Origin of the sequence: Nonomuraea sp. NPDC049758 (assembly GCF_040674635.1) — a bacterium.
Lineage (GTDB): Bacteria > Actinomycetota > Actinomycetes > Streptosporangiales > Streptosporangiaceae > Nonomuraea.
The window spans coordinates 538465-555318 of sequence record NZ_JBFAMZ010000002.1 but is presented as its reverse complement, the minus strand read 5'-3'; the positions used below and the strand labels follow the sequence as shown (position 1 = coordinate 555318).

The window sequence follows — 16854 nt, the reverse complement described above, 5'->3', positions numbered from 1 at the left end:
CGTACCGACAGGAGAACCGCCATGCCCACCTACGAGCCGCCCACCCCCACCCCGACCGGTACCCCCGCCCCGAGCCCCACGCCCCCGACCCCCAGCGAGCCCCCGACCCCCAGCCCCACGACCCCGTACCCCACCCCCACCCCGACCTCCACGGCAACCCCGTCGCCCACCGCGACCCCGACCCCGACCGGGACCCCGACCCCGAGCGCCACCCCCTCGGCCCCCGCCCCGGCCGTGCCCGCCCCCCAGGGCTCCGGGATGCCGACCACCGAGGTGTACGGCACCACCTTCACCAAGGCCGCCGACGCCTTTGCCGCCGAGCGCACCACATTCGCGACCGACACCCGCCGCATCCTCGACGCCCTCGACGCGCTGGGCGACTTCGCCGGCACCGACGAGACCGCGAACACCTTCAAGAAGAACTATTCGACGGCCCTGGAGAAGGCCGAGACCTACGTCGACGCCCTGCGCGACGTCTATCCGGCGGTGGCCGACCGCCTGGCCGACATGCGGACCAGCTTCGACGTCGCCAACTGGGCCACCATCGCATCCCTGCCCGAAGTGTCCGACCCGCCCAAGCTCGCCCCCGACGGACAGTTCGCCTGACACCCCTGGAGCCCCCGATGACCACCCCCGAAGACCCCACCCCCTACTACGACGACGAGATGCGCCGGCTCCTCGGCCAGTTCCAGGCCGACATCCGCCCGCTGGAGGAGTTGCAGGAGAGCCTCGACGCCGTCCGCGGCCGTGGCGAGGCCGCCGACGGCCAGGTGCGGGCGGAGGTGCTGCCGACCGGCGCGCTCGGCGGCCTGCGCATCGATCCGCGGGCCATGCGACTGGGCGCGGACGCCCTGGCCGAGGCCGTCCTGGCCGCCGCGAACGCCGCCGCCGAGGACCTCGCCGCCCAGATGACCGGCCTGATGACGACCGGTCTGACCCCTTTCGCCGACGAGGTCCGTCGCTTCACCCGGGACTGACGACGTGACCGGCACTCAGTACCGGCGCCACCGCCTGAACTGGTCCTGGCCCGCGGCGACCCCCAGCTTGGCGAGCATCTGCTGCCAGGTCGGCAACAGGCTGACCGGGTCGTCCACGACGTCGCCCGGCCGGTTGAGCGCGTTGGCGGTGGTGCTGAAGATGGTGGACCCGGTCAGGAACACGACCGCGTTACGCGCCGCCGGGTTCTTCGGCAGCACGTTCGCGGCCTTGCCGAAGTTGGCCGGGTCCACGTGGTAGAAGACCATGGCCGCCGCGAAGTTCTTCAGCATGTACTCGCCGCGGTCCCCCCAGGAGCCGGTGTCCTCGCCGCGCGCCAGCTTGAGCCCGTCGACGACCGCCTGGTCGAGAACGGTGTAGGCCAGGCTGCCCCCGACGGCGTAGATGAACCGCTTCCCCACGGCGTTCTCGAACATCTTGAGCAGCAGCCGCGCCTGCGACCTGCGCATCGCCCAGTTGATCATCACCTGGACCTTCTTGTCGATCGCCGGCCAGCAGAAGAACATCAGCAGTTCGATCCACTGGATCATGGCCATCGTGCGCAACGTGTGCTGCGTGCGTTCCAGCAATTCCGCGTAATCCTCGACCGCGTCCGCCAGTCCGCGGATGTAGGCGGAGACGCGCGGCGGATAGGGCGCGATCTCCTGGTTGAAATACGTCCGGAACGCGTCGATGCCCGCACCGGAATTCGGTGGCAGCCAGACCCGGGCCGCGACCTCCTCCACGTCGTCAAGACTGGCGTCCACGCGTCCGGCCAGTTGCCGCAACAACTCCGCGGCCGCCCGCGCCTTCGCCGGATCGCCGTCGGGATAGGCCACGCTCAACATCTGCAGAACCACGCCGCCCACCCCGACGGCGGAGAACATGAACCCCGCCATCGGCAGCGCCCGGGAAGAAGGACTCATTCGACAACCCTTTCTGCTGAAATCGACAATCGGTTGTCGGATCATCCCATCATTATCGTCGGTAACGCCAGTCCCGGATTTCCGCCGCCGTCAGGTGCCGGTCCGGTCAGGGTTTCCGGTCATGAGCCGAACGCCCATCGTCCCGGTTTCACAACTGGCGAGTTACGTGGAGACTGCGCGGGCTTATTACGAGCCCCAGATGCAGCTCATGGGGCTCGGCCAGCAGCAGATCGAGCAGCAGTCATTGACTGAGCTGAAGGATTCCCTCGACCGGGCGAACCGGGCAATCGCGAACCCGTCGCAGTTCGGCACTCTGGCGCTGAAGATCAGCGCATCGGCCGGCGCGATAATCGCCAAGACCGGTGCGGAGGCGACGGTCTCGATCGGCGCCCTGCCCATATTGCTGGAGCGAAAGCGAACCATCATCGACCGCATTCGCGTTGTCTATCCGCAGGAACAACTGCAGGATGTCCAGGAGGTCGTCAGCCGGAAAGTCGACGACCCGGCGGTCCGCGACGAGCTCTTCGGGATGATCTCTTCCCTGCTCACCGAGCAGCGCGCGCTGGCGGAGCAGACGGCCGCGTCGCAGCTCGACGACATCGACCTGGCCCTGAGGGACATCGAGATCAGCGAGCGGAAATGGCGAGGTGAGCATCAGCGAACGCGGCAGGTACGTCGCCCTGACCAGGAACGGCACCCGCGTCATCGACACCAGGACGTGGAGCGGGATCACGCTTCCCGGCGTGCTGAAGGTGCTCGAAGTCAATTCGGCGGGGACGGTGGTCAGGACGGCCTCCAGCGTGATCGCCTACGACCACCGCGGCAAGCAGCTTCTGAGCACCGCCGTCCCCGACGGGCTCCTGCGGTCCCGCACCGCCTTCCTCAAACCGGACGGAAGCCGGCTCCTGATCATCAGCGACGACGGGAACCTCGTCGAGACCTATGACGTCACCACCGGCGAGCGTATCCATCGCGTACGCCCCCGACTCCCCGACGGGGACCCGATCGATTCGGGCACCGGCTGGTCGAACAAGGGCCCGTTCCAGGTCCACCGGGACGCGGTGGACGACGAGCGCAAGAACTTCTTCCTCGACCTGGCCACCGGCATGACCTGGCACATCAGGAACGGCCCGCCGCCCGGCTACCGACCCGCGAACCAGTAGGCGGCCCCTACGGCATCGTTGCAGTACGGGACGCGTTCAGCCGCGGGTTCGATCCGATGCCGACGGATCGCCAGGTCGCGGGCCAGGCGGGCGCCGCCTGGAACGGCGTGCGGCGGCAGGGCGTGGCCTGTCCGGCTGAGGACGGTCGGCCTGGTGGCTGCCCGATTCGCCACTTGAACACGTCTTGATCATCTCTGCAGAGCTGGGTACGTTGTGCTGGTTTGCCCGTATTCGGGGATATGGGGGATCGTGTGGGACGCCGTGAACGACCGATCGATCCGGCGGACGGGCCGGTAGCCGCCTTCGCCGTGGAGCTGCGCAAGCTTCGGCAGGAGGCGGGCGGGCCGTCGTATCGCGCGATGGCCGCTCGGGTGCCGTGTTCGGCCACCACGCTGGCGCAGGCCGCCGCAGGGGACAGACTGCCGACCCTGCCGGTCACCCTGGCCTACGTGCAGGCATGCGGCGGCGACGCGGAGCGGTGGCGGGCCCGATGGGAGGAGGCCCTCACCGCCGCCCGTGGAGCCACCGGCTCGGGCGGGGATGCGGCACGGTCGCCGTATCGGGGGCTGGCCAGGTTCGAGACGGCCGATCAGGCGTACTTCTTTGGCCGGGCCGCGCTGGTCGAGCGGGTGGCCGAGCTGGTGGAGGCGCATCGCCTGGTCGTGGTGGTGGGCCCGTCGGGCTGCGGCAAGTCCTCGCTGCTACGTGCGGGGCTGGTGCCGAAGCTGCGGCCGCGCGAGGTGTGGGTGGTGACGCCGGGCGCCCACCCGCGGTCGGCGCTGCCGGAGGCCGCCGCGGATGAGGTGATCGTGGTCGACCAGTTCGAGGAGACGTTCACCCTGTGCCAGGACCCGGACGAGCGGCAGGCGTTCATCGACGCCCTGGTCGCCAGGAGCAGGGATGATCAGGGCGGCCGGGTGGTGCTGGCCGTACGCGCGGACTTCTTCGACCACTGCGCACGCCACCCCGTTCTGATGGAGGCCGTCCGGGACTCCACGGTCCCGGTCGGCCCGATGAGCCGGCCGGAATTGCGTGAGGCGATCATCCGACCGGCGGCGGCCGCCGGTCTGATCGTCCAGCGTGAACTGACCGCCACCGTCATCGAGGAGGTGGCGGGCGAGCCCGGCGGGCTGCCGCTGATGTCGCACGCCCTGCTGGAGACCTGGCGACGCCACCACGGCAAGGCACTCACCCTGACCGACTACGAGGCCACCGGCGGCATCCACGGCGCCGTCGCCCACACCGCCGAGAACCTCTACGCCGATCTCACCGCCGTCGAGCGGCTGCGCTTACGCGAGCTGCTGCTGCGCCTGGTCACGCCGGCCGAGGCCGGCGCGCAGGACACCCGCCGCCCGGTGCGGCGCGCCGAACTGCTCACCGGCGACCCGGACGACCCGGGCCCGGTCCTGCTGGAACGACTGGCCGTCGCCCGCCTGATCACCTTGGACGACGACACCGCCGACCTGGCCCACGAGGCGCTGCTGACCGCCTGGCCCCGCCTGCGCGATTGGGTGGACGAAGACCGGGAACGGCTGCGCGTCCACCGCCGCCTGACCGAAGCGGCCACCGTCTGGAACGGTCACGCCCGCGACACGGGCTCCCTCTACCGCGGACTCCAGCTCGCCACCGCCCGCGAACACCTCACCGACCACCTCGACACGCTCACCCCCGACGAGCGAGCGTTTCTTCAGGCCAGCACGGCCGCCCACCACGGCGCACGCCGACGGAGCCGTCTGCGCATCTTGGTCCTGTCGGTCGTGGCGACGCTGGCACTGGTGGCCGCGTCACTGGCCTGGCAGCAGAACACGGTCAGCAGCCGGCAGCAGCGTGAGGCGTACGCTCGCCAGATGCTCGGCACCGCCGAGAGCCTGCGCCAGTCCGACCCGCGCCTGGCGATGCAGCTCGGGCTGGCCGCCTGGCGCCTGGCCGACCTCCCCGAGACCCGCGCGGCACTGCGTACGGCCGGCATGCAACCCGAGCAGGACACCTTCACCGACCCCGACCAGGCGGAGGAGACAATGCGCTGGCTGAGCGCCGACGGCCGCACACTGATCAGCGTCGGCGCCACCCAGGTCACCCGCTGGGACCTGGACAGGCATGAGCGTCTGTCCGTCGCGCCCGGGCTCGGCGCGCTGCTGCCGAACACAGGGACGGGCAGCGGCGACGCTCGCCGGCTGCCTGTCATCGACCGAGCCACCGCCCAGGTGACCCTGTGGGACCTGGTGAACGGCCGCCACGACCTACGCCCGCTGGACACCGCCAACCAGGGCAGCGAGATCACCTCGAGCGGCCACTACCTGATCACCTACCACGCCGCCGGCTCCCGCTACCGGGTCAGCGTGTGGGACCCGGACACCCGGCGACTCGTCCTGCGGGTGAGTACACCGAGGAGAGACGAGCCCGCCGCGCGGAAGCAGACCTTCGTCAATGGCTTGGCCATCGCGCGTGAGAAGCATTCCGGTCGTCATGGGAGCGAGAGAGACACTCCCGACGCCACGCTCAGCGCCGACGACCGGACCCTCGCGCTCTGTGTGCCCGGTGCGCCGCTGCAACTGTGGGATCTGCCCTCAGGACGCAGACACGATCTGCCAGGAGCCCCCGTCCTCTCAGGGCAGCAGTGCCGGGACGAACGGGTGAGCCTCGCGCCGGACGGACGGCGGCTGCTGCTGATCACCGACACCAAGATCCGCCAGTGGGAACTGCCGTCGGGCAAGGAGGAGCCCTACGTGGACGAGCTGGCCGTGCACGACGTCAGCTTCAGCGCCGACGGGGCCTACCTGCTGGCCACCGGTGTCGATGGGTACGTAGTACTGAGGACGAGCCAGCTCGACAGTCCGCTCTTCCGTTACCCCAACAGCGGCGCCGATACCGCGAGCCTGTACCTCGACCCGGCTGCCAACCGCGTCCGCTTCATCGTCGGCGCGCGCGGCGGGATCGGATGGCCGGCGACCGTGCGCACACTTCAGCTGAGCACCGCTCCGGACGCCCCCCAGAACGACGAGAGGCCGGCGTCAGCCATCTTCAGCCCTGCGGGCGACAAGCTGGCCACCGTGTACCGGGACCGGGTCGAGCTGCGCGACGTCAAGTCCGGACGACGCCTGCCAGGACCGCCCGGGGTGCCCTGCGCGGGAGGCACGTTCTTCATTCCTCGCTGCTGGATGATCGCCGGATTCCGCCGCGACGGCCAGGCCCTCGCCTACGGCGACCGCTTCGGCCAGCCGTTCAGGGCGAAGGTATGGGATCTCACGCAACAGCGCGTCACCGCCACCTCTCCGGCCATCCGTTCCGCAGGCGGCTTCGCATTCGCCGGCGGAGGTGGCACTCTCCTCGTCAGTGACGCCCCGACCGCACCTTTCATGACGTTCACCTCGTGGAACATCGGCGCCGGCACGGCGGCCGTGAACACGCCCGGCCTCGCGGGGGACGTCATCATCGTCGATCCACGCGAACGCGTCCTCGTCACCTCGAAGGGCAACGTCGCCGATCTGGCCACGGGCCGGGTGATCCCGCGCACCACCGGTCCCGGCCCGGGCACGGCCCTGGCCTTCAGCGGCGACGCACGCCTCCTCGCCGTGGGCGACGCGGCGGGTCGGATCGACCTGTGGGACGGCGATGTGCGACGCCAACTCGGCACGCTCATCCCTGCCCTGGCCTCGGGGTCCGTCACCGCGCTCGCGTTCTCCCCGGATGGGCGGGTCCTCGCCGCCGGCAGGCTCAACGGTGACGTGCAACTGTGGGACATGGCCGAACGGCAGGCGATCGGAGCACCCATCCGCACCCCGGCCGGCTCGGTCCTGGCGCTGAGGGTGGACAACGAGAATCTGTACGTGGCCGGCGTGCGCGCCCCCCTCCTGCGCTACGACCTCACGCCGGCGGCCGCGGCCGCCGGCGTCTGCCAACGGGCAGGCGGAGGCCTCACACCGGAGAGCTGGGCCGCCTACTTCCCGGGCTACCCCTTCCAACCCACCTGTGGCCGTGACTCCCGATGAGGAGTTCTCGCCGGACGCGCGAGTGGAGCCGCTCGCCTGGACGGCCCGGCTCAGGGCCGCGGCGGACCCTTCGCGAACGTCCTAGCAGGCGTCGACCCACTTGTGCGAGGCGACGTTGTCGTTGAGGGACTGCCCGTAGCCGGACAGGCCGGCGCCGCGGTTGAAGGTCTCGCGTCCCAGCGAGAGGTTGTCCCAGTGGTTGCCGCTCGCCAGGCAGCGCCAGGCGCCGGTGAAGTTGCGGCCCCAGTAGAGCTTGACGATGCTGTAACTGCCCGGGAACCCGTTGTTGAACATCTGGGAAGCCTGGTTCTCCATGCTGATGGTCTGGTTCTCGCCGTTCAGGCAGTCGGCCCAGGAGGCGTCGTAGATGATCCACCTGCAGTATTTGCCCACCCCGTTCGGATGCTCGGCTGCGTAGAAGAACCCGTCAGGGATCAGGAGGTTCGCGGGCGTGGCCTCCTCCGCCGCGCCGTCGGCGGGAGCGGTGGGCGAGGTGGGCGAGGTGGGCGAGGTGGTCGCGGCGGGGGCGGTGTCGTCGGCCACGGCCTGGCCGGCCGGCAGGACGGCGGCCAGGCCGGCGATGGCCAGTCCCGCGGCCACGGAGATGACGGTGCGCATGGTGATCCTTTCTCGGGGCTGCCGGAAGACGGGCAGTCAGGGGGACTCGATGAGGGTTCGGGCTCGCGGAAGCGCGGAGAGCGCCAGGCGGCGCCAGGTTGCCAGCTCCTCGCGGTGTCGGGCGTGGATACGCTGCTCGTAGTGCCGGTCCAGGCGGTGCGCGGTGGCGGCGAAGCCCGTCCGCAGGGCGCAGGTGGCCTCGGCGGCGGCGGTCCGGCGCCACTGGGCCTCCGTCCCGTTCTGGCGGGTGTTGTCGAGGGCGACCCGGATCTCCCCGGGGGATCCGAACGGCTGCCCCTGGCCGCGCATGCAGCCCGCCCACCCGGCCATGGCCGTGGCGAAGGCCGGATCGCCGCTGACGGCCTCGTACCGGACCGCCCGCAGGCTCGTCCTGATCTCCTTGACGCGGAACCACGTCCGGGCGTCGCCGTACAGCTGCTGCTGGGCCTGGGACGTGCAGCCGCGCGAGCTGTGACGTACGCGTCCGCCCGACGGCAGACTCGCCTCGAACTGCTCGTCCGTCAGGCTGCCGTGGATGGCGAGGAGCCAGGCGTGCCGCCGCTCCGGCGGGAGGCTCATCCCGTGGACCTGGTTGGGATGGGGTGAGCCGCCACGCGCTCCGCCGGTGTCGTAGCCTCGGGCGCCGGCCATGCTCACGTCGTCCACGACGTAGGGGAACGCGGGGGGTGGCGCGTACTCGACGACCCAGTAGGCGAAACCTCCTTGTCGCATGCATCGCTGGATGAGGAGCTCTTCCGCGTCGTGCAACAGTGCCTCTTCCTGCGGCGTGGGATCACGAGGAGCGGTGAAGGCCGCCGTCGGGACCGCGGCCCCCGAGCCGGCGGCGACCGTGGCCAGCACGCCCGCGAAGGCCAGCCACCGCCGCCACCGCGAGGACGGACTCATCGGCCCGGCCGCGGCGCGGGGCGCGGGATGCTCAGGGGCATGGCGGCGGCCTTTCTGGAGGAAGGGGATGCGCGGGAAGCCGCCCGGACGCGGGCTGCGCAGCGAGCGCCGCGCCACGGGCCGGCGCTCTCACGACCCTCAGTCTCGGCCGCCGGAGAATTGTCCGGCACCCCCATCCGCCACCCCGGACAAACCTGATCGCCCTCCCTCACTTCTCTTCCGCACCAGCGTGCCCAACGTGCTGCGAAATGGAGATCAGGCCCGCGTGGGCCGCGAAGGCGTGCCTTCGCCCTTGCTGCGCAGGGCGGACGGCCGGATCGTTCCGAGAGGTGCTACGCAGTCAGTCGCCTGGGGCGCATGTCGAACATGTAGAAGATGAGCAGCAACACGTAGAACACGAGCGCGCCAATCGCGCTGAGGGCGCCGATGACGGTCGCGACGAGATAGAGCACCGGCCCCATGCCCCAGCGAAAGCGCAACGAGCGCGCCTCGGCCGGAGTGATGTGCCCGCCGAGGTGGCGGTGCCCTGACGAGGCGTACCACCACACGGCGTTGTAGAAGATGCCGCCGATCACCAGCACGATGCCATAGAAGACGGCGGCCATCTGGGTGCCGTGGTCGGCGTGCAGCGACTCGGCCAGCACATGCGTGGGAAACGGCAAGAAGGCGACATCCATCAGGAGGAGCACGTTGAGGGCCAGCAGCAGGCCGTCAGTCCTCTGGATGAAGTGGAACATCCGATGGTGGTTCATCCAGATCATCCCCACCAGCAGGAACGTCACCATGTAGGCGAGGTAGGACGGCCACAGGCCGATCAGGGCGCCCCCGAGGTCCTCTTCCCAGCCTTCGGGCAGCCGGATCTCAAGCACCAGCAGCGTGATTGCGATGGCGAAAACGCCGTCGCTGAACGCCTCCAGGCGCCCGGTGCTCATCACGGAAGAGTCATCACTCACGCCGCGTATCGTAGCGAGAGGCCCAAATCGCCCGATGACGGGCAGTTCGCTGAATTTCCACTGCTAGGCGGGACTCGGTGCCGTCTCGGTGGCGCGGCGAGGCTGAACCTCGTAAGCACGCCAATGAGATGGCTTCCGTCGACTTCCGGAAATGGAAAAGGGCCCGATCCGCTTAGCGGATCAGACCCTCTGCCTGGTCAAACTGTGTCGGGGTGGCGGGATTTGAACCCACGACCTCTTCGTCCCGAACGAAGCGCGCTGCCAAGCTGCGCTACACCCCGGTGCACGCCCGTCTTGCGCGTGCTTGAGAAAGTCTAGCGGACTTCGCGGGTACTCGTGACCGCCTCAGCGTCGCGGAACCAGCGTGAGCAACGTCGCCTCCGGGAAGCACGCGAAACGGGCCGGTGCGTACGGCGAGGTGCCGAGGCCGGCCGACACGTGCAGCCAGGCGTTCTCGTGCCGGCTCAGGCCCTTCACGCGGGCACGGTCGATGCCGCAGTTGGTGACCAGGGCGCCGTAGAACGGGACGCAGAGCTGGCCGCCGTGGGTGTGACCGGCGAGCAGGAGCTGGTAGCCGTCTTCGGCGAAGCGGGTCATGTTGCGGGGCTCGGGGGAGTGCATGACGCCGAGACGGAGGTCGGCGTCGGCGGGGGCCGGGCCGGCGACCAGGTCGTAGCGGTCGCGGGAGATGTGGGAGTCGTGGATGCCCGCCACCGCGACGTCGAGGTCACCGATCTTGACGCGGGCGGTGGTGTTGTTCATGTCCAGCCAGCCCTCGGCGGCCATGCCGGCGCCCAGTTCCTCCCACGGGAGGTTGGGGATGTGCTGGCGGCGGTCGTTCTTCGAGGTACGCCAGAGGTAGCGGGCCGGGTTCTTCGGCTGGGGGGCGTAGAGGTCGTTGGACCCGTAGACGAACAGACCGGGACGGGACAGCAGCGGCTCCAGGGCGTGCAGGAGCGCGGGGACCGCTTCGGGGTGGGCGATCGAGTCGCCGGTGTTGACCACCAGGTCGGGCTCCAGGGCGCCCAGGGAGCGCACCCAGTTGATGAGCATCGTGCGCCTGGGGGTCAGGTGCAGGTCGGACAGGTGCAGCACGCGTACGGGACGCCGCCCGCGCTCCAGCACCGGCACGTCGAAGCGGCGCAGGCGGAACCAGTTGCGCTCCACGACGGAGGCGTAGCCCAGCCCGGCCAGGCCGAGACCGATCATGGACAGGGGCACTGCGACGGCTTTCCTCACGTACTCATGATGCCTGACAACGGGCACGAGCCGTCCCGGCAGACGGCAAGATGGACCGCATGAGCGCAATGAAGGACAAGCTGAAGGCCGATCTCACGGCCTCGATGAAGAGCCGGGACGAAGTCCGTCTCCGGACGATTCGCATGGCTCTGGCGGCCGTGAACGTCGAGGAGGTGGCGGGCAAGACGGCCAGGGAGCTCAGCGATGACGAGGTCATCAAGGTGCTGACCAAGGAGGCCAAGAAGCGGCGCGAGGCCGCCGAGGCGTTCCAGAACGCCGGACGCACCGAGCAGGCCCAGGCCGAGCTGGACGAGCAGGCGGTGCTGGAGGAGTACCTGCCGGCGCAGCTCTCCGACGAGGAGCTGGCCCAGATCGTCGACGCGGCCGTGGCCGAGACCGGCGCGTCGGGGCCGCAGGCCATGGGGCAGGTCATGAAGGTGGTCAACCCCAAGGTCGCGGGCAGGGCCGAAGGCGGCCGCGTCGCCGCCGCCGTCCGCGCCCGCCTCACCGCCTGACCCCGGCCCCCACCGATCGCCACACTCGCGCGGGACACCCTCACTCGGAACGCCGCCCCGAGCCTCGGGACACCTCCCTCGGGACACCAGCCTTGGGAGCGGTAGCGGCCCCACAGGACGACGGAAGTGGTCCGCGGTGGCGGCGACGGTCCGACGTGGCGCTGGCGGTCCTATATGGCGGCGGCGGTCCGAGGGAGCGGCGGTGCCGGTTCGCCCGGGCGGCCGCGGCGACCGGGCTGCGGCGTCTGGCTGAGGGGTGTTGTGGGAGGTGGCCGGGGGCGGCTGAGCGAGGGCCGTCCTCACGGAGCCTCTGGAGGCGTTGTGCGAGGGGCTGGGCGGCCGTGAAGGGCAATCGGTGGCGAAGGCCGTTCGGGGCCGCCCAGTGTCTCTCAGCGCCGGGTTCGGGCCGCCGGGGCTGTGGGCCCGAGGTTGGCCTGGCCGCCGAGCCCGTCGCCGAGCCCGTCGCCGGGCCCCCCGCCGCCGAACCCGTTGCCCGGCCGCTGCCAGTCGCCCGGCCCGCGCCCGTCCCCGCCGCCGTCGCCGCGGTCGTTGTGGTCGCCGAAGAAGTTGTCGAACGGATCGCCGTCCCCGGGCCCCTCGTCGCCGCCGCGCTTCTTCTTCTTGGGCTTCGGCGCGCACTTGTCGGAGCAGCCACCGAACCGGGAGTGGTCCACCGGCGTGAACTCCGCCGGCTCCACCCCCTTGAGCGCCTGCATCATCGCCTGCTTCCAGATGGGCCCGGAGATCGAGGCGCCGTACACGTACGGGAAGTACTGGCCCCCGATCGTGACCCCGATCAGCTTGTGGGTGGAGGCGCCGCGCGGGTCGCCGAGGCTCACGGCCGAGGACAGGTTCGGGGTGTAACCGGCGAACCAGGCGGACATGTAGTCGTCGGTCGTTCCGGTCTTGCCGGCCGCGTCACGACCGATGCCGCCCACGCCGCTCATCGTGCCCTTGGTGAACACGCCCGACAGGATGCCGCTGACCGCGTCGGCGACCTCCTCCTCCATGACCTGCGAGCACTTCGGCTTGTACTGCTTGGCGGCGCCGTTCCTGTCCTTGATCTCGGTGATGGCCAGCGGCTTGCAGTACTGGCCGCGCGAGGCGAACACGGCGTAGGAGTTGGCGATCGTCACGGGGTCGACCTCGTTGACGCCCAGCGTGAACGTCTCGACCTCGCGCAGCTTGCCGCCGTCGGCCCGCTTGACGCCGAGGCGCTTGGCGAGCTTGACGACCTTGCAGAGCCCGACCTCCTGCTCCAGCCTGAGGAAGAACGTGTTCACCGAGCCCCACGTGCCGGTCTGCAGGGTCTTGAAACCGCCGCCGCCCTCGCTGGAGTTGTGCGCGGTGTGCGAGGGGTCGCCGACGTTGTCGCCCTTGCAGTCCTTGAACGAGTTGTAGCCGCTCGCGGTGAACCCGGCCGGCGAGGGGAAGCCGTCGCCGTACTTCAGGCCCTCCTCCAGGGCGGTGGCCAGCGTGTACGCCTTGGCCGTCGAGCCCTGCTGCAACCCGCGCCCGCCGCCGTGCGCGGCGTCGGCGACGACGTTGTAGCTCATCTCGTTCTTCTTCTTGCTGCCGCCGAACTTGCGCGAGGCCGCCATCGCCTTGATCTCGCCGGTGCCGGGCACGACCATGGCCTGCGCGGCCACGGGCTTGTCCTTGGGGCTGACGTACTTCTTGATGGCCTTCTCGGCGGCCTTCTGCATCTTGGGATCGAGCGTGGTCTTGATCGTCATGCCGCCGCGCTGGAGCAGCTTCCTGCGCTCGTCCTGGTTCTTGCCGAAGTCGTCGTTGTTGAGGATCTCGTACTGGACGTAGAGGCAGAAGTACGGGAACTTGCTGGCCTCGCAGCCGCCGGGGAACTTGACGTCCTTGTAGCCGAGCTTCTCGGCCTTGGCCGCGTCGGCCTCCGCCCGCGTGATCTTGTGGATCTCGGCCATCCGGTCGAGCACGGTGTTGCGGCGCATCAGCAGCCGTTCGCGCGACTCGGGGCCGACGTTGGGGTCGGTGCGGGCCGGGTTCTGGACGGCGCCGGCCAGCGTGGCGGCCTCCGACAGGTCGAGCTCGGCGGCGGGCTTGTCGAAGAAGCGCCTGGCCGCGGCCTGGATGCCGTGCGCGCCCGCGCCGAAGTAGGCGATGTTGAGGTACTTCTCCAGGATCTGCTGCTTGCTGTACTTGCGCTCGATCGCCATGGCGTACCGCAGCTCCTGGAGCTTGCGGGACATCGTCGGGGCGATGGCCGCCTGCTGCTCCTCCGGCGTCTCGGCCTTGTTGACCAGCACCTGCTTGACGTACTGCTGGGTGATCGAGGAGCCGCCCTGCATGACGCCGCCGCCGGTGAGGTTCTTCACCAGGGCGCGGGCGGTGCCCTCGACGTCGATCGGGCCGTGCTCGAAGAAGCGGAAGTCCTCGATCGCGATCAGCGCGGTCTGCATGATGGGCGCGACCTTGTCGAGGGTCACGGACTGCCGGTTCTCGTAGTAGAACTGGGCGATCTGCTTGCCGTTGGCGTCGACCAGCTTCGTGCGTTCCGGCAGCGGGGGTTCGTCGAGTTCCCTGGGCTTGAGTTCGAGTCCGTCCATGGCGGTCTTGGCCGACACGCCCGCCCCGCCGACCGCCGGCAGCGCCACCGCCGCCGCCAGCACACCCGCCGCCGTCCCGGCGATGATCAGACGCAGGACGCTGAGGAGCGGGTGGGAGCGGTCTTTGCCCTTCGCTTGCACGCTCCCAAGGGTACGTCGAAACACTGTCCTTATCGGTAACACGACACCATTTCGCCTTGACTGGGAGGGGTGACTAGTCATTCCCGGTCAACAGTCCGGCGAGAAATTGGTCCTCTGGGGTCTGTCGGCCCGAACGTGAAGTTGCGTACGTTCATCCTCTGCGGCAACTGAATACGGAGGCTCGGCGCCCGCGCCCGTCGGCCCCAAATGACGACTGACCACCTAAGGGGAGTGGGGTCGAAAAATGTGGATCACGGATTGGACCTCCCGTGCCGCCTGTAAGGGTGCGGACCCGGACGCGCTGTTCGTCCAGGGCGCCGCACAGAACAGGGCGAAGCTGATCTGTCGAGGATGCCCGGTCCGTACCGAATGCCTCGCCGATGCGCTGGACAACCGCATCGAGTTCGGGGTGTGGGGCGGTATGACCGAACGCGAACGCCGTGCGCTGCTCAGGCGCCGGCCCGACGTGGACTCGTGGCGCGACCTGCTCGAGTCCGCGAAGGAAGAGTACGAACGGACCAATGAGCTGATCGCGGGCTGATCTGGCCCGCGGCGGGAGAGCACGGCCGGCGCCGCCCGTCGGCCGTGCTTTCTCTACGCGCTCGCCAACAGGTTCCCGATCTGCCGCAGTCCGGCTAGATCGTGGACATCTCCGGACATCGCACGTACCTGTGCCACGGGCACCGTGGGATGAGCCGAGACGAAATGCTCCTGCTCGCGGCTCTCGCGAGTGGCGAGTTGCATCCGGCCGGTGTGCAGCCGCAGCACAGCGGCCGTCAACTCGTGTTCGCCCCTCGACTCCAGGTCCTCGGCCGCGGCGGCGCTGCGTGCCGCCGAGAGCGCCGAGCCGGGCGACACGTGCACCCGGTTCACCACGAGCCCGGCGAGGGGCATGCGCTCCTCGGCGAGCCGTTCCACGAAGTACGACGCCTCCCTCATCGCGTCGCGTTCCGGCGCGGCCACCACGAGGAAGGCCGTGCCCGGCGCCTGCAACAGCTGGTACGTCATCTCGGCCCGCTGCCTGAACCCGCCGAACACGGCGTCCAGGGCGGACACGAACGTCTGCAAGTCCTTGATCACCTGCGCGCCGAGCAGCTTGGTCATCGCTCCGGCCATCAACCCGAACCCGGCGTTGAGCAGCCGGAACGCGCTGCGCCCGCCCGCCTTGGCGGGGGCGGTGAGCAGCCGGATGAACCGCCCGTCGAGGAAACGGCCGAGCCGCTCCGGCGCGTCCAGGAAGTCCAGCGCCGACCGCGAGGGCGGCGTGTCCACGATGATCAGATCCCACTCGTCGGAGCGGCGGAGCTGGCCGAGCTTCTCCATCGCCATGTACTCCTGCGTGCCCGAGAAGCTGGAGGACAGCGACTGGTAGAAGGGGTTCGACAGGATCTGGCGGGCCCGCTCGGGGTCCGCGTGCGCCTCGATGATCTCGTCGAACGTGCGCTTCATGTCGAGCATCATGGCGAAGAGCTGGCCGCCGCCCTCGGGCGAGCTGACCAGGCGCGGGGTGTTGTCCAGCTCGGTCAGGCCCATCGACTGGGCCAGGCGGCGCGCCGGGTCGACGGTCAGCACCACCGCGCACCGGCCGCGTTCGGCCGCGCGCAGGCCGAGGGCCGCGGCGGTCGTGGTCTTGCCGACGCCGCCGGAGCCGCAGCAGACGATGATCCGGGTGCCCTTGTCGTCGAGGATCGCGTCGACGTCGAGGGGGATGGGCTTCTTCACACTGCTCCCCGGTGGGTGCGGAGGACTTCGGCCAGCTCGTACAGGCCGGCCAGGTCGACGCCGTCGGCCAGCAGCGGCAGCTCGACGCGCGGCAGGCCGGCCTCGGCCAGCGACTCGCGCTCGGAGTGCTCCAGCTCGGTGCGGCGGGCGTGCTCGACGACCTCCTCGGCGAGCGCCTCGGCCATCGCGGCGGCGTCGGAGGTGTCGGCGAGGCCGGCCGCCTTGAGCCCGAGCGCCAGCTCGCCCACGTCGAATCGGCCCTTGACAGCCATGTCAAGAGCGGCCGGTGGAAGCAGTGATTCACGGACCATGTTGATGAAAACGCAACCTGTGGGAAGCCCGGCCGAGCGCAATTCGGCGACCCCGTCGAGGGTCTCCTGCACCGGCATCTCCTCCAGGAGGGTGACGAAGTGCACCATCGTCTCCCTGGACTTCACGACGCCGTTCACGAGTTCCGAGTGGTTCTTGATCGGTCCGACCTTGGCCAGGCCGGCGACCTCCTGGGTGACGTTCAGGAAGCGCGTGATGCGGCCGGTGGGCGGCGCGTCGAGGACGACGGCGTCATAGACCCGGCGCCCGTTCTTGCCCCGCCTGCGCACGGCCTCGGTCGTCTTGCCAGTGACCAGGACGTCGCGGAACCCGGGGGCCACGGTGGTGGCGAAGTCGACGATGCCCATCTTGGTCAGCGCGCGTCCGGCCCTGCGCATGCCGTAGAACATCTCCATGTATTCGAGCATGGCCTCTTCGGGATCGATGGCCAGCGCGTACACGTCGCCGCCGGAGGGCGCGACGGCGATCTTGCGCTCCTCGTAGGGCAGCGGCGGCAGGTCGAAGATCTGGGCGATGCCCTGCCTGCCCTCCACCTCGACGAGCAGCACCTTGCGCCCGCCCGCGGCCAGTGCGAGGGCGAGGGCGGCGGCGACGGTCGTCTTGCCGGTGCCGCCCTTGCCGGTGACGACGTGCAGCCGCACGTCGCCCCAATCCGTGTCCGGAGAGTCCACGTTTCGAGGCTACCGAACGGTTACTTGTCGAAACCCGACGGCCACCGTTTGATTGCTCACATTGTGGTCACCGCCCCCCGTATGGGTGGGGTGACAGGCCGGGAAGCGGCTTTCCATGAGATCG

At 69.8% G+C, this 16854-nt stretch carries 16 protein-coding genes and 1 tRNA gene; 6 read left to right on the top strand and 11 right to left on the bottom strand.

From position 1 onward, the window contains the following. Positions 1-29 precede the first annotated feature (29 nt). Entirely contained in the window at positions 30-284 is a 255-nt protein-coding gene (locus tag AB0J46_RS07140) for a hypothetical protein (protein ID WP_364327563.1), read from the bottom strand. On the opposite strand from AB0J46_RS07140, the gene AB0J46_RS07135 reads away from it, so the two are divergent. Together AB0J46_RS07135 and AB0J46_RS07130 are read left to right on the top strand one after the other, a co-directional pair. Then, positions 259-606, top strand: a complete 348-nt coding sequence (locus tag AB0J46_RS07135) for a hypothetical protein (RefSeq protein ID WP_364327560.1) — start codon at positions 259-261, stop codon at positions 604-606. The genes AB0J46_RS07140 and AB0J46_RS07135 overlap by 26 nt on opposite strands. Before the next feature lie 17 nt (positions 607-623). Beyond that, positions 624-977 carry a YbaB/EbfC family nucleoid-associated protein gene (locus tag AB0J46_RS07130; protein WP_364327557.1) on the top strand — a complete coding sequence of 118 codons (354 nt, stop codon included), beginning with the start codon at positions 624-626 and terminating at the stop codon, positions 975-977. Positions 978-992: 15 nt separating this feature from the next. Here AB0J46_RS07130 and AB0J46_RS07125 read toward each other — a convergent pair whose 3' ends face one another. Further along, complete coding sequence (locus tag AB0J46_RS07125) at positions 993-1901, bottom strand: hypothetical protein (RefSeq protein WP_364327554.1); 909 nt, start codon at positions 1899-1901, stop codon at positions 993-995. Positions 1902-2142: 241 nt separating this feature from the next. Continuing rightward, positions 2143-2556 carry a hypothetical protein gene (locus tag AB0J46_RS07120; protein WP_364327551.1) on the bottom strand — a complete coding sequence of 138 codons (414 nt, stop codon included), beginning with the start codon at positions 2554-2556 and terminating at the stop codon, positions 2143-2145. Between AB0J46_RS07120 and AB0J46_RS07115 the strand changes: the two genes are divergently transcribed. Together AB0J46_RS07115 and AB0J46_RS07110 are read left to right on the top strand one after the other, a co-directional pair. Then, complete coding sequence (locus AB0J46_RS07115) at positions 2549-3064, top strand: hypothetical protein (RefSeq protein ID WP_364327548.1); 516 nt, start codon at positions 2549-2551, stop codon at positions 3062-3064. The two genes, AB0J46_RS07120 and AB0J46_RS07115, sit on opposite strands and share 8 nt — an antisense overlap. A gap of 251 nt (positions 3065-3315) precedes the next feature. Then, positions 3316-7053 (top strand): AAA family ATPase, encoded by a 3738-nt coding sequence (locus AB0J46_RS07110; protein WP_364327545.1) that lies wholly within the window; start codon positions 3316-3318, stop codon positions 7051-7053. 81 nt (positions 7054-7134) lie between these two features. Here AB0J46_RS07110 and AB0J46_RS07105 read toward each other — a convergent pair whose 3' ends face one another. From AB0J46_RS07105 to AB0J46_RS07085, 5 genes are all read right to left on the bottom strand, one after another. Next, positions 7135-7671, bottom strand: a complete 537-nt coding sequence (locus AB0J46_RS07105) for a hypothetical protein (protein WP_364327542.1) — start codon at positions 7669-7671, stop codon at positions 7135-7137. A gap of 36 nt (positions 7672-7707) precedes the next feature. Continuing rightward, positions 7708-8694, bottom strand: a complete 987-nt coding sequence (locus AB0J46_RS07100; protein ID WP_364327539.1) for a hypothetical protein — start codon at positions 8692-8694, stop codon at positions 7708-7710. A 215-nt stretch (positions 8695-8909) separates the two neighbouring features. After that, a complete protein-coding gene (locus tag AB0J46_RS07095; RefSeq protein ID WP_364327536.1) occupies positions 8910-9530 on the bottom strand; it encodes a TMEM175 family protein in 621 nt (206 codons plus the stop codon). A gap of 207 nt (positions 9531-9737) precedes the next feature. Further along, a tRNA-Pro gene (locus AB0J46_RS07090) sits at positions 9738-9811 on the bottom strand. A 64-nt stretch (positions 9812-9875) separates the two neighbouring features. Next, positions 9876-10739: a metallophosphoesterase gene (locus AB0J46_RS07085; RefSeq protein WP_352321394.1), complete on the bottom strand. Its 864-nt coding sequence runs from the start codon at positions 10737-10739 to the stop codon at positions 9876-9878. 89 nt (positions 10740-10828) lie between these two features. On the opposite strand from AB0J46_RS07085, the gene AB0J46_RS07080 reads away from it, so the two are divergent. Then, on the top strand, positions 10829-11284 hold the full coding sequence (locus AB0J46_RS07080) for a GatB/YqeY domain-containing protein (protein ID WP_364327533.1): 456 nt from the start codon (positions 10829-10831) through the stop codon (positions 11282-11284). 389 nt (positions 11285-11673) lie between these two features. On the opposite strand, the gene AB0J46_RS07075 is transcribed toward AB0J46_RS07080, so the two are convergent. Continuing rightward, positions 11674-14007 (bottom strand): transglycosylase domain-containing protein, encoded by a 2334-nt coding sequence (locus AB0J46_RS07075; protein WP_364327530.1) that lies wholly within the window; start codon positions 14005-14007, stop codon positions 11674-11676. 244 nt (positions 14008-14251) lie between these two features. Between AB0J46_RS07075 and AB0J46_RS07070 the strand changes: the two genes are divergently transcribed. Further along, positions 14252-14548, top strand: a complete 297-nt coding sequence (locus tag AB0J46_RS07070; RefSeq protein ID WP_090771382.1) for a WhiB family transcriptional regulator — start codon at positions 14252-14254, stop codon at positions 14546-14548. Between the two features lie 53 nt (positions 14549-14601). On the opposite strand, the gene AB0J46_RS07065 is transcribed toward AB0J46_RS07070, so the two are convergent. Together AB0J46_RS07065 and AB0J46_RS07060 are read right to left on the bottom strand one after the other, a co-directional pair. After that, the gene (locus AB0J46_RS07065; RefSeq protein WP_364327527.1) at positions 14602-15729 is read right to left on the bottom strand and encodes an ArsA family ATPase; all 1128 of its coding nucleotides are present in this window, start codon (positions 15727-15729) and stop codon (positions 14602-14604) included. After that, positions 15726-16730, bottom strand: a complete 1005-nt coding sequence (locus tag AB0J46_RS07060) for an ArsA-related P-loop ATPase (protein ID WP_364327524.1) — start codon at positions 16728-16730, stop codon at positions 15726-15728. The genes AB0J46_RS07065 and AB0J46_RS07060 overlap by 4 nt, the downstream gene beginning before the upstream one ends. Positions 16731-16854: the final 124 nt, after the last annotated feature.

Excerpts from the sequence above, each read along its gene's own strand:
- AB0J46_RS07130 (WP_364327557.1), top strand. The coding sequence starts at position 624 with ATGACCACCCCCGAAGACCCCACCCCCTACTACGACGACGAGATGCGC.
- AB0J46_RS07125 (WP_364327554.1), bottom strand. The coding sequence starts at position 1,901 with ATGAGTCCTTCTTCCCGGGCGCTGCCGATGGCGGGGTTCATGTTCTCC.
- AB0J46_RS07135 (WP_364327560.1), top strand. The coding sequence starts at position 259 with ATGCCGACCACCGAGGTGTACGGCACCACCTTCACCAAGGCCGCCGAC.
- AB0J46_RS07120 (WP_364327551.1), bottom strand. The coding sequence starts at position 2,556 with ATGCTCACCTCGCCATTTCCGCTCGCTGATCTCGATGTCCCTCAGGGC.
- AB0J46_RS07085 (WP_352321394.1), bottom strand. The coding sequence starts at position 10,739 with ATGATCGGTCTCGGCCTGGCCGGGCTGGGCTACGCCTCCGTCGTGGAG.
- AB0J46_RS07070 (WP_090771382.1), top strand. The coding sequence starts at position 14,252 with ATGTGGATCACGGATTGGACCTCCCGTGCCGCCTGTAAGGGTGCGGAC.
- AB0J46_RS07105 (WP_364327542.1), bottom strand. The coding sequence starts at position 7,671 with ATGCGCACCGTCATCTCCGTGGCCGCGGGACTGGCCATCGCCGGCCTG.
- AB0J46_RS07080 (WP_364327533.1), top strand. The coding sequence starts at position 10,829 with ATGAGCGCAATGAAGGACAAGCTGAAGGCCGATCTCACGGCCTCGATG.